At 64.8% G+C, this 11,774-nt stretch carries 15 protein-coding genes and 1 pseudogene; 15 read left to right on the top strand and 1 reads right to left on the bottom strand.

Annotation, left to right across the window (positions count from 1 at the left end; all coding sequences use genetic code 11):
* The 15 genes and pseudogenes from NP534_RS22460 to NP534_RS22530 form a co-directional block, all read left to right on the top strand.
* Positions 1-272 (top strand): annotated as a pseudogene (locus NP534_RS22460) (ABC transporter substrate-binding protein); the annotation flags it as partial.
* 12 nt (positions 273-284) lie between these two features.
* Positions 285-926, top strand: a complete 642-nt coding sequence (locus NP534_RS22465) for a SurA N-terminal domain-containing protein (protein ID WP_274100152.1) — start codon at positions 285-287, stop codon at positions 924-926.
* Between the two features lie 248 nt (positions 927-1,174).
* Entirely contained in the window at positions 1,175-1,708 is a 534-nt protein-coding gene (locus tag NP534_RS22470; protein WP_033697588.1) for a response regulator, read from the top strand.
* 61 nt (positions 1,709-1,769) lie between these two features.
* Positions 1,770-3,473, top strand: a complete 1,704-nt coding sequence (locus tag NP534_RS22475) for a GspE/PulE family protein (RefSeq protein WP_274100153.1) — start codon at positions 1,770-1,772, stop codon at positions 3,471-3,473.
* On the top strand, positions 3,454-4,248 hold the full coding sequence (locus NP534_RS22480; RefSeq protein WP_274100154.1) for a hypothetical protein: 795 nt from the start codon (positions 3,454-3,456) through the stop codon (positions 4,246-4,248). Before NP534_RS22475 ends, NP534_RS22480 begins: the two co-directional genes overlap by 20 nt.
* 1 nt (position 4,249) lies before the next feature.
* Complete coding sequence (locus NP534_RS22485) at positions 4,250-4,792, top strand: pilus assembly protein (protein ID WP_156310325.1); 543 nt, start codon at positions 4,250-4,252, stop codon at positions 4,790-4,792.
* Entirely contained in the window at positions 4,779-5,342 is a 564-nt protein-coding gene (pilO, locus tag NP534_RS22490; protein WP_274100155.1) for a type 4a pilus biogenesis protein PilO, read from the top strand. The genes NP534_RS22485 and pilO overlap by 14 nt, the downstream gene beginning before the upstream one ends.
* Positions 5,342-5,866 (top strand): hypothetical protein, encoded by a 525-nt coding sequence (locus tag NP534_RS22495; protein ID WP_274100156.1) that lies wholly within the window; start codon positions 5,342-5,344, stop codon positions 5,864-5,866. Before pilO ends, NP534_RS22495 begins: the two co-directional genes overlap by 1 nt.
* Positions 5,863-7,728 (top strand): secretin N-terminal domain-containing protein, encoded by a 1,866-nt coding sequence (locus NP534_RS22500; protein WP_274100157.1) that lies wholly within the window; start codon positions 5,863-5,865, stop codon positions 7,726-7,728. Before NP534_RS22495 ends, NP534_RS22500 begins: the two co-directional genes overlap by 4 nt.
* On the top strand, positions 7,725-8,198 hold the full coding sequence (locus NP534_RS22505; protein WP_274100158.1) for a type II secretion system protein: 474 nt from the start codon (positions 7,725-7,727) through the stop codon (positions 8,196-8,198). The genes NP534_RS22500 and NP534_RS22505 overlap by 4 nt, the downstream gene beginning before the upstream one ends.
* A 5-nt stretch (positions 8,199-8,203) precedes the next feature.
* Positions 8,204-8,578 (top strand): type II secretion system protein, encoded by a 375-nt coding sequence (locus tag NP534_RS22510; protein ID WP_033697602.1) that lies wholly within the window; start codon positions 8,204-8,206, stop codon positions 8,576-8,578.
* Positions 8,553-9,080, top strand: coding sequence for a type II secretion system protein (locus NP534_RS22515; protein ID WP_274100159.1), 528 nt, complete (start codon positions 8,553-8,555; stop codon positions 9,078-9,080). Before NP534_RS22510 ends, NP534_RS22515 begins: the two co-directional genes overlap by 26 nt.
* Entirely contained in the window at positions 9,077-9,478 is a 402-nt protein-coding gene (gene csgE, locus NP534_RS22520) for a curli production assembly/transport protein CsgE (RefSeq protein ID WP_274100160.1), read from the top strand. Before NP534_RS22515 ends, csgE begins: the two co-directional genes overlap by 4 nt.
* A complete protein-coding gene (locus tag NP534_RS22525) occupies positions 9,475-9,888 on the top strand; it encodes a curli assembly protein CsgF (protein WP_033697605.1) in 414 nt (137 codons plus the stop codon). The genes csgE and NP534_RS22525 overlap by 4 nt, the downstream gene beginning before the upstream one ends.
* Positions 9,889-9,921: 33 nt before the next feature.
* The gene (locus NP534_RS22530) at positions 9,922-10,773 is read left to right on the top strand and encodes a CsgG/HfaB family protein (protein WP_274100161.1); all 852 of its coding nucleotides are present in this window, start codon (positions 9,922-9,924) and stop codon (positions 10,771-10,773) included.
* Between the two features lie 141 nt (positions 10,774-10,914).
* Here NP534_RS22530 and NP534_RS22535 read toward each other — a convergent pair whose 3' ends face one another.
* Positions 10,915-11,706 carry a MipA/OmpV family protein gene (locus tag NP534_RS22535; RefSeq protein WP_274100162.1) on the bottom strand — a complete coding sequence of 264 codons (792 nt, stop codon included), beginning with the start codon at positions 11,704-11,706 and terminating at the stop codon, positions 10,915-10,917.
* Between the last annotated feature and the right edge of the window lie 68 nt (positions 11,707-11,774).

Below are 11,774 nucleotides of genomic sequence, written 5' to 3' on the forward strand. Positions count from 1 at the left end.
ACCCACGCCAGGCGTCCTTGCAGGTGAATACCCTGTGCGCCCTGCGCCTGCTCACCGAAGCCCTCAAGCAGATTGGCCGGGATGCCAGCCGCGAGCAGATGATCACGGCCCTGGAAGGCCTGCACGATGTCACGACCGGCCTGACCCCGGCCCTGGGCTTTGGCCCCGGCCGTCGGCAGGGCATGGCCGGTGCCCATGTGGTGGCAGTGGCCTTGCCCGGGCCGCGATTCACCTCGGTTACCCCGTACCGGCCTGTGCCGGACGCCCTTTGAGCGGAGGTTGCCATGCGTACCCTGTTGTTGTGCCTGTTGTTGCTGACCACCACGGCGAGCTGGGCCGATGTGCCGGCAGCGCGGGTGAACGGTGTGCAGATCGATGCCATGCGCCTGGAGCGTTACTTCACGGAATACCTCGAAGCCCAGGGGCGGGCGGTGGCCAGCATCCGCAACCCGACCCTGTACAAGCGCCTGCGCGACCAGGCCCTGGATGAACTGATCGACAAGGAGCTGTTGTGGCAGGAAGCCCAGCGCCAGGGTATCGCCATCAGTGACGCGCAGGTGGCTGCCCATGTCGGCGAAGTGGAGGCTGCGTTCGGCAGCCCGACAGTGTTCGAGCGGCGGCTGGCAGAGGCGGGTTTCGATCGGGCAGAGTACGCTCAATACATGCGTCACGAGATGGCAGCGCAGCAGTTGTATGCCCAGCTAAGCGCGGTCGACGCGCCCAGCCAGGCACAAGTACAGGCCTTCTACGAGGCCAATCGGCAAACCCTGCAAGGAGCGCAGAACCAAAGTGATAATCCTTCTGTCATACGGGAACAGGGCCTGCGCTTGGCCAGGGCCACGCTTACCGGCCAATTGCAGGCGCAGGCTCGGCAAACCGTGCGCCAACGTTTGCGCGAATCCGCTAAAGTGGAAATCGCCGACTGAGGCCCTCGACGGTGTTCCCCCAAAGCTGGGGGATAACGACTTGGCAAAGTGCCATCAGGTTCCCCGGATGTGGGGAACTGGGCGAGCCTGGCTGCGCGCAGCAGACTGGGCGCCCTCGGGCAGCCTTGCCAGATCAACGACTTACAGCGGTGCAGCATGACTATTCACGCCTGGCACGAAGCCTGCTCAAGCCTTATCGAGGCCGCACTTCGCAGACCGGGTAACCGGGCAGTATTGGGGAGTCGACCTTGGTGAACAGAGTATTGGTAGTCGATGACGAACAGACCCTTGCGCAGAACCTGCAAGCGTATCTGCAGGCGCAAGGCCTGGATGTTCATGTTGCCCACGACGGTGCCAGTGGTATCGAGCAGGCTGAAAGCCTGGCACCGCAAGTGATCGTGCTGGATTACCGCTTGCCCGACATGGAGGGGTTTCAGGTTCTGGAGACCGTGCGCAAGAACAGGCAGTGCCATTTCGTGCTGATCACCGCTCACCCGACCGCCGAGGTCCGTGAGCGCGCCGCCGAACTTGGTGTGACCCATGTCCTGTTCAAGCCGTTCCCGTTGGCGGAACTGGCCCGCGCGATCTTCGACCTGATGGGCATCGAGCGCCGGCGCAGGGCCACGGACAACCCGGCAGAAGGGTTCGTCGAACGACGCCAGACCAGGAACGAATCGTTCCCCCTGCAGTTGTACGATGGTAGCTGGGTACTGGCCGACCGCCGCCGCAATGGCGCAAAGCCCCCAGGTGCTGACGACGAACAACTGCTCACAGGGGAATAGCGGCGCCCGCTACCCTGGCTGAGCCAGCCTGCGACGCGCCCCCTGAGCGGAGTCGCAGGCCATGTCCGAAGCAGTCGATACAGCCGCCACACCCCTGCAGCCAGCACAGCCACTGTGCGCCTATCCGCGTGACCTGCTGGCCCAGGCCCGTCTGCAAGCCGGTGACGAACGCCTGCTCAACTGCCTGGAACGCCTGGCCAACGACAGCCCAGACACCTTCACCCATCGCCTGGGCATCACCCTGCATTACCCGGTGCTGCACAGCCAGGCCCTGCTGGCCAGCAGCCCACGCTTCGACAAGGTCAGCCTGGCCCAGAGCCTGAAACGCGAATTCGTGCTGATCGAGCGCGAAGGCGAACTGCTGGGCGTGTTCGCCGACCCCTTCGATTCTTCCCGCCTGGCCTGGATCGACGATGTGCTGCAAGGCGCGCCACTGTACCTGGCCCACGCCGCCGAGCTGGCGACGTTTCTGGCCCGCCACGAAGAAAGCTTCCATGCCGTCGATGCCCTTGACCACGACAGCGAAGCCAGCAGCGAAAGCGACCCGCTGCAACGCCTGTCGCTGACCAGCATCAGCGAAGACCAGAGCCGGGTAGTGAAGCTGGTCAACTCGACCCTCTACGACGCCCTCAAGCTGCACGCCAGCGACATCCACCTGGGCATGACCGGCCAGGGCCTGACCATCAAGTACCGCATCGACGGTGTGCTCAACGGTGCCGGCAAGGCCAGCGGCAGCGCTTTCGCCGACCAGGTGATCTCGCGCATCAAGGTCATGGCCGAGCTCGACATCGGTGAGAAGCGCGTGCCCCAGGACGGCCGGTTCAAGGTTGCCGTGGGCGAACGGCAGATCGACTTCCGCGTCTCGATCATGCCCAGCATTTTTGGTGAAGACGCCGTGCTGCGGGTGCTCGACAAACAGGACCTGTCCGACAAGGTCAGTGGTGTGCAGCTGCAGGCCCTGGGTTTTGCCGACGACACCCTGCGCGCCCTGCGCCGGCTGGCCGCCGAGCCCTACGGCATGATCCTGGTCACCGGCCCCACCGGCAGCGGCAAGACCACCACCCTGTACGCCATGATCAGCGAGATCAACCATGGCGTGGACAAGATCATCACCATCGAAGACCCGGTCGAATATCAACTGCCCGGTGTATTGCAGATCCCGGTCAACGAAAAGAAGGGCCTGACCTTTGCCCGCGGCCTGCGTTCGATTCTGCGCCACGACCCGGACAAGATCCTGGTTGGCGAGATCCGCGACCCCGACACCGCTCAGATTGCCGTGCAGTCGGCCCTGACCGGGCACCTGGTGTTCACCACCATTCACGCCAACAACGTCTTCGATGTGATCGGCCGCTTCAGCCAGATGCAGGTCGACCCCTACAGCTTCGTCTCGGCGCTCAACGCCATCCTGGCCCAGCGCCTGATTCGCCTGGCCTGCCCGCACTGCGCCACAGCCTGCGAGGCGGACGATGAAACCCTGCAGGCCTCAGGCCTGACCCGCGCCGCCGTGGCCGGCTGGACGTTTGTCCGCGCCCAGGGTTGCGGGCAGTGCCGCGGCAGTGGCTATCGCGGCCGCAGTGCCATTGCCGAGCTGCTGCACCTGGACGACGACCTGCGGCAGATGATCGTCGAACGCCGCCCCCTGTCGCAGATCAAGACACTCGCCTGCCAGCGCGGCCTGCGCTTGCTGCGCGCCTCGGCCCTGGACCTGGTCCGTGAAGGCCGCACCACCCTTGAGGAGATCAACCGTGTCACATTTATCGCGTGATCGTGGTGCTCATAGATACTGTGCCGTGCTCGGCGCCGAGGGAGTAGGCCTGGGCCGCTGGCACGCCAACCAACAGCAGTGGCTGGGCAGCCGCGCGTTCAGCTGCGAGGCGGCCCAACCGGCCTGGGAGGCCGCCGTCGAGGCGCTGGCCGCGCTGCTTGCCGAGCACACCGTGCGCGGTGCCCAGTTGCGGGTATTGCTGTCGGCCCGCTACAGCCGCTTCTGCCTGGTGCCCTGGAGCGATGCCATCGGCCACCCGCGCGAACTCGATGCCTATGCGCGGGCCTGTTTTGAAAACCTCTATGGGCAGTCGCTGGGCGACTGGCGCATCGTCCTCTCGCCAGAGCCAGCAGGCGCCGCACGCATTGCCACGGCGCTGCCGGAGGCCTTGCTGCAACGGCTGCAGGCACTGGGGCGAGAAAGCCGGCTGCAGCTGCGTTCGGTGCAGCCGTACCTGATGGCCGCCTACAACCGTTGCTCGGCGCAGCTGGGGCAGGGTGACTTCCTGTTCGTCCTCGCCGAGCCACGCCGCAGCGTGCTGCTGCTGGCCGCCGGGGGGGCCTGGCAGCAGGTGCTGGCGCAAGGCTGTGCCGACAACGACCAGGCCTTGCAGGCGCTGATCGAACGCACCTGCGAGTTGTACGGGGAGCATCTGCCACGGGTGTACCTGCATGCGCCCGGCCGGGGCGACGTGCCGCAATTGGCGGCGGTGCAGCTGTGCCAACCGGCCAGCGAAGCCGACCCGTTGTGCGCCATGTGGCGGGCGGTAGCCTGACATGCGCCGCCTCGACCTGGAATTCCAGCCCCGGCGCAGCGGTGCCTTGGCCTGGTCGCTACTGGCCCTGGGTTGCGCCGTGGTGGCCGCCCTGGTGGTGCTGCAACAACGCTTGCAGGTCGAGCAGGTCGACCTGGAAGGCCGCCTGCACAGCCTGGAACTGCAACTGGGCCGGCGCCCGGCCACCGCCGCCCCGCAAAGCAGCGCTGCCAGCCGCGAACAGGCCGAGCGCCTGGCGCAGATGCGCAGTGTCTCGCAGCAGCTGCAACGGCCTTGGCAGCAGCTGTTCGCCATGCTCGAAGCGCAGCCGCAGGACGATGTCGCGCTGCTTGGCCTGACCCCGGATGCACGCAAGGGCCAGGTACGCATCGCCGCCGAGGCGCGCAACCTGGAGGCGATGCTGCAGTACCACCAGCGCCTGGAGGCCAGCGCCGAGCTCAGCGATGTTTCCTTGCTCAACCACGAGGTGATGGTGGGCCAGCCGGAGCACCCGGTGCGTTTCACCCTTACCGCTACTTGGGAGACCGGCCATGCGCGCCCCTGACCCGCTGAGCAGCCTGATCATGCAGGAACGCCTGCGCCGCATCGGCCCGGTGGGCCTTGCCGCTGTCGCCGTTGGCCTGCTGGCCGTCGGCGTGGCATTGGCCGCTGTGTTGCCGCACTGGCAAACCGTGCGCGAACTGCGCGCCAGCGAGGCGGACGCCAGCGTGCAAGTGGGGCGGGTGCAGCGGGGCGAGCTGAAGATCGCGGTCAAACCCGAGCAGCAGGCCCTCGACACGCTGCGCCAGCAACTGCCTGGGCAGCCGCAGGCCAGCGAGCTGATCGAGCGCCTGTATCACCTGGCCAGTGCCGAGCACATCAGCCTGGCACGCGGCGAATATGCCTTGGGCATCGACCCGAAAACCCAGTTGGCGCGCTACCAGATCGTGCTGCCGGTGCGCGGCAGCTATCCGCAGATCCGCGGCTTCCTCAAGGGCCTGCTGGGCCAGCTGCCAACCTTGGTGCTGGAAGACCTCGAGCTGCAACGCAAACGCATCGGCGACAGCGAGCTCAACGCCCGCCTGCGCATGACCCTCTACTTGTCGAGGTCGTGATGAAGACTCAACGTGCGGTGATCTGGGCCGGGTTTCTAGGGCTTTCTGCCGCGTTGGCATGGGCGCCGGAGCATTGGTTCGGCCAAGCGGACAGTGTGGGGCTGTTCGCGGGCAAGCCCGCTGCTACAGGTTCTGTGAGCACCCCTGACCGTGTGGAAGCGGACACATCGGGGCGCGGAGCTGCCGCGAAGGGGCCGGAACGGGCCTCTACCGATCTGTTCCCGAGCCAGCGCTGGAGCAAACCGCAAACCCTGGCCACCGTCACCGAACAACCGGTCATCGCCGCGCCTGTGGTGGTTGCCGCACCCACCGCCCCGGCGCTGCCCTTCCAGTTCGTCGGCCGCCTGGGCGATCGCGACGACCTGCAGGTGTTTCTACAGAGCGGCGAAAAACTCTACGTCGTGCGCCAGGGCGACGTCATCGAAGACACCTACCGCCTCGATCGGGTCTCGGCCAATGAGCTGGACCTTGTCTACCTGCCTTTGCACCAGTCGCAGACCTTGTCTGTCGGGAGCGCACCATGAAGTCGTCAAAGCTGTGCAAGCCTGCTCCGTTCCTGCTCCTGGCGCTGTGCGTGGCCATCGCAGGCTGCGGCTCCAGTGCGGTACGTGAAGACAGCGCAGAACTGATGAAGGAGGGGCAGTACGAAGCCGGAATCGCGCGCCTGGAAGAGGCCCTGCGTGACGACCCCCGCGACACCGAGCTGAACATCGCCCTGGCCCATGGCCGCCAGGCGGCGGTCGAGGCGCTGCTCAGCCAGGCCGACAGCGACCGAATCCGCCACGATTTCGCCGGTGCGCGCATGGGCTATGGCCGGGTGCTGAGCATCGAACCGAACAACCGCCGCGCCCAGGAAGGTATCCGCCAGCTGGAGCTGATCCGCACCCTCGACGAACGTGTCGCCCTTGGCCAGGCGGCCCTGCGCCAGGGCGACCTGTTCGGCGCCGAGCGCTACATGCGCGAAGTGCTGCGCCTGGACCCGCAGAACCAGAAGGGCATGACCCTGCGCAGTGACATCGAGAACGTCCAGGCGCGCACCGCGCAGCCGTTCCCGCAGCTGCGCAGCAAGCTGGAGCGCCCGGTGACCCTGGAGTTTCGCGACGCCAACCTGAAGACCATCTTCGAAGTGCTGTCCCAGGTCGCCGGCATCAACTTCATCTTCGACAAGGACCTGCGCCCGGACATGAAGGCCACCATCTTCGTTCGCGACGTGCGCATCGAGGACGCCGTGGCCCTGCTGCTGGAGCAGAACCAGCTGCGCCAGAAGATCGTCAACGACAACACCCTGATGATCTACCCCGACTCGCCGCAAAAGACCAAGGACTATCAGGAACTGGTCATGCGCACGTTCTACCTGACCAGCATCGACGCCAACACGGCGCTGAACATGGTCAAGACCATGCTCAAGACCCGTGACGTGTTCGTCGACGAGCGCCTCAACACCCTGACCATGCGCGACAGCCCCGATGCCGTGCGCATGGCCGAGAAGCTGCTGCAGTCCCAGGACCAGTCCAACCCCGAGGTGGTGCTGGAAGTGGAGGTGATGGAGGTGGCCACCTCGCGCATCCTCGACCTCGGCCTGCAATGGCCCAACACCTTCGGCGTGCTGACCTCCGACGGCAAGTCGGTCAGCGTGCTCGACCAACTGCGCGGTATCGACTCCAGCCGCATCAGCATCTCGCCGGCGCCGCAGGCCAAGATCAATGCCCAGGACAAAGACATCAACACCCTGGCAAGCCCGGTGATTCGCGTCAGCAACCGCGAGCAGGCGCGTATCCACATCGGCCAGCGGGTACCGATCATCAGCGCCACCTCGGTGCCTTCAACCCAGGGCCCGGTGATTACCGAGAGTGTCACCTACCTGGATGTGGGCTTGAAGCTAGAAGTTCAGCCGACCGTGCACCTGAACAACGAAGTGGCGATCAAGATCGCACTCGAAGTGAGCAACGCCACCCCGCTGGAAGCCACTCGCCAGGGCACCATCCCGGTCCAGGTCGATACCCGCAACGCCCAGACCAGCCTGCGCCTGCACGACGGCGAAACCCAGGTGCTGGCCGGGCTGGTGCGCAACGACCACAACGCCAGCGGCAACAAGATCCCGGGCCTTGGCGACATTCCCGGCCTGGGCCGTTTGTTCGGCAGCAACAAGGACGACATGAGCAAGTCTGAACTGGTGCTGGCGATCACCCCGCGCATCGTGCGCAACCTGCCGTACCAGAGCCCGTCTGACATGGAGTTCGCCACCGGCACCGAGTCGAGCCTGCAGGTGCGGCAAATGGCGCCACTGCCACCGATGGAGGTGCCGGGCACTGCGCCGTCCAGTGACAAGCCGGTGGTCGAAAGCCAGATGGCCGTAGTGCCCGCCAACGGGAGCCCACGGCCATGAAACGCCGCGTGCAAGGCTTCAGCCTGATCGAGGTGGTGCTGACCCTGGCACTGCTCGGGTTGCTTGCCAGCATGGCCGCGCCGCTGACCGAAACCGTGGTGCGCCGCGGCAAGGAGCAACAGATGCGCGAGGCGCTGTACCAGATCCGCGATGCCATCGACGCCTACAAGCGTGCCTTCGACGCCGGTTACATCGAAAAGCGCCTGGATGCCAGCGGTTACCCGCCAAACCTGCAGGTGCTGGTCGAAGGCGTGCGCGATGTGCGCAGTGCCAAAGGGGCCAAGTTCTACTTCCTGCGGCGCATCCCCCACGACCCGCTGCTGGCGGCCAAGGATGACGACGAGGGAGCCTGGGGCCTGCGTGCCTACGACAGCAGCCCCGACAGCCCGCGTGAAGGCGAAGACGTCTTCGACGTGTATTCCAAGGCCCGTGGCAAAGGCCTCAACAACATCCCCTACGGGCAATGGTGACGGCCATGAAACGCAGCCAAGGCTTCACCCTGATCGAACTGCTGGTGGTGATGGCGATCATCGCCACGCTGATGACCATCGCCATGCCGCGTTACTTCAACAGCCTGGAGAGCTCCCGCGAGGCCACGCTGCGCCAGAGCCTGGCGGTGCTGCGCGAGTCGCTGGACCACTTCTACGGCGACACCGGGCACTACCCCGATTCGCTGGAGCAACTGGTGGAGCTGCGCTACCTGCGCAACACCCCGGTCGACCCGATCACCGAACGCAGCGATGCCTGGCAACTGCTGCCGCCGCCAGAAGGCGTGGCCGGCGGTGTGGCCGATATCAAGAGCGGTGCTACAGGGAGGGCGCGTGATGGCAGCCTCTATGCCGAATGGTAAGGCCTGTGCCGGCTTCACCTACCTGGGTGTGCTGCTGTTGATTGCGGTCAGCAGCGTGGCCTTGGCCGCCACCGGGACAGTCTGGTCGAGCGTCGCCCAGCGCGATCACGAGCGCCAGTTGCTGTGGGTGGGCAGCCAGTATGCCCAGGCCCTGCGCAGCTACTACCGCGCCTCGCCGGGCTTGGCCCAGTACCCGCAGGAGCTGGCCGACCTGTTGCAGGACAACCGTTTCCCGGAGGCCAAGCGGCACATCCGCAGGCTCTACCCGGACCCGATCACCAACAGCGACGACTGGGGCCTGCTGCGCTCGATCGATGGCCGCATCACCGGCGTACACAGCCGCTCGGATGCCACGCCGTTCAAGCACAGTGGTTTTGCCGCCGAGTGGTCGGGCTTCGAAGGGCTGGAACACTACAGCGACTGGCAGTTTGTCGCCGAGCAGGCGTTCGCCGACAGCCCCAACGGTGCCCAGCCCCAGGCCGGCGCGGGAGACACGCCATGAAACGCCTGGCTGCGCTGTGCCTGAGCCTGCTGCTAGCGGCATCGCCCTGCAGCCTGCTGAAGGCGGCTGAGGAGGACGAGATGATGGGCTTCATCGTCGACAACACCATCTCGCACATCGGCCACGACTTTTACTACTACTTCGCCGACCGCCTGCGTGCCACCAGCCGCCTGGATTTCAACCTGGTGGTGCGCGAACGCCCGGATGCCCGCTGGGGCAGCCTGGTTACCGTGGAGTTCGAGCGCGAAGTGATGTACCGGCGCTTCCTGCCACCCAACACCACGGAACTCAAAGACGAGGCTGTCGCGGCCGCCGACCTGGTCAAGCAGCAGATCATTCAACGCAAGCTGCAACGCTTGCTGCAGGACACCACCGATCTGGAGAGGGACGAGCTATGAAAACCCGCATTCCCCATTGCATCGCCGCCTGCCTGTTGGCCAGCGCCTGTGCTGCCCAGGCCACGGAGCTGGTGTACACCCCGGTCAACCCGGCCTTCGGTGGCAACCCGCTCAACGGCACCTGGCTGCTGAACAACGCCCAGGCGCAGAACGACTACGACGACCCCGACCTCAAGGACCGTGCCTCTGCCTTTTCGGGCACCACGGCCCTGGAGCGCTTCAGCAATCAGCTGGAGTCGCGAATGCTCTCGCAGTTGCTGGACAACATCAGTAATGGCAGCACGGGCAGCATGGCTACCGATGCCTTCCTGATCGATGTGATCGACGACTCGGGTGCCTTGAGCATCAAAGTCACCGACCGCGTCACCGGAGAAATCTCGATCATTGAGGTCAGCGGCCTGAACCCCTGAGAGGGAAGGGCTTTGAGTTGGGGAGAGAACACCATGAAACGTCTGTTGAGCACATTGCTGATCCTCGCCGCCCTGCACAGCCTGCAAGGCTGCAGCCTGCGCGACCCCATGTCGGCCGAACAGGACTCGGAAACCCCGACCCTGACCCCTCGGGCCTCGACCTACTACGACCTGATCAACATGCCACGCCCCAAAGGCCGGCTGATGGCGGTGGTGTATGGCTTCCGCGACCAGACCGGGCAGTACAAGCCGACCCCGGCCAGTTCGTTCTCGACCAGCGTCACCCAGGGCGCGGCCAGCATGTTGATGGATGCCCTGAGCGCCAGTGGCTGGTTCGTGGTGCTGGAGCGTGAAGGCCTGCAGAACCTGCTGACCGAGCGCAAGATCATCCGCGCCTCGCAGAAGAAACCGGATGTGGCGGAGAACATCATGGGCGAGCTGCCACCGTTGCAGGCGGCCAACCTGATGCTTGAAGGCGGCATCATCGCCTACGACACCAACGTGCGCAGTGGCGGGGAGGGGGCGCGTTACCTGGGTATCGACATCTCCCGCGAATACCGGGTCGACCAGGTGACTGTGAACCTGCGCGCAGTGGACGTACGCACCGGGCAGGTGCTGGCCAACGTGATGACCAGCAAGACCATCTATTCGGTGGGGCGCAGTGCGGGGGTGTTCAAGTTCATCGAGTTCAAGAAGTTGCTGGAGGCCGAGGTGGGCTACACCACCAACGAACCGGCGCAGCTGTGCGTGCTGTCGGCGATCGAGTCAGCGGTAGGGCACTTGCTGGCGCAGGGGATCGAGCGGCGGTTGTGGCAGGTGCAGGGGGATGCCGACAAGGGGGCGGTGGAGAAGTACCTGAGTCAGTCTCAGTCTCAGTTGCAGTGACCGGGGCCGTGATTCTGATTTTTGCTTCGTCGGTGGATTTTCAGCGCTTTGGATATCGAACGCTGAAGCTCCCCTGCATTGCCCCTGAAGGCCCAAACGCAAGGCGGGCCTCATCAGGAAAAACAGCAAGCAGGTGCTCGCTCAGAAGGTGTATTCCAGCGAGCCAAGGATCGCACTCTGCAGGCGTCGCTCGACAATCGGGCTGTCAGCCGCCTCCTTGGACAAATACTGCACGTCCAGCAGCGTCGAGAATGTGGTGTGCTCGCTGATTGGCATGGCCCACGCCAGGTACAGCCCGGTACTGACCAATCCGCCCTTGGCGTCATAGGCCTGGAAGCGGCTCTGCAATGCTTGGCCGGCGGTGACGCCATACCAGGTCTGCATATAGTTCTTGTCGCCAAACAGACTGGTCAGGCCAAGGTCGAGCGAGCCATATGGGCCTTCATACACGTTGGTACCTACGCTCAGTTCCAGGGAGGTGAACGCCTTGCCAGCGTCGTTGTGATCGTCTTCCTCCAATGCGTGTTCCAACGTCGCGCCGAGGACAACGGGGCCCACGTCATAGCTGCCGCTGATGCCGAACTGAGCCCGGGACTTGATATCGCCCATGCCTTTAAGCCTGTTCGAACCCGCATGACTGCTGCTTTTCTTGTCTTTACGTTCTTCGCTACGGCCGACATAGGCGCTAAAACTCGCCTTCTCCCACTCATGTCGCCAGCCCAGGCCTTGATCGGTGTTGAGGAATATCCCCCACGGGCTGACGATTTCGCCTCCCAGTAGCGGGGTGGTAAGCCGTTCTTTACTGCCGCTGTAGCGTGGCATGTCCGCTACGCCGATGCTCAGGCTGTATTCCCAGTCGTCTGCCGATACGGCGTTGGCGTTGCCGAACAGGCACAGGGATGCCAGAGAAACACAGAGTTTAGTTGAACGCATTACAGGGATGTCCGTAGGGGTGACGTTAATGTCGTCGGGGCTGTGAAGTGCTCGAATAAAAGTTCGAG

Source organism: Pseudomonas sp. 39004 (genome assembly GCF_028682155.1).
GTDB lineage: Bacteria > Pseudomonadota > Gammaproteobacteria > Pseudomonadales > Pseudomonadaceae > Aquipseudomonas > Aquipseudomonas capeferrum.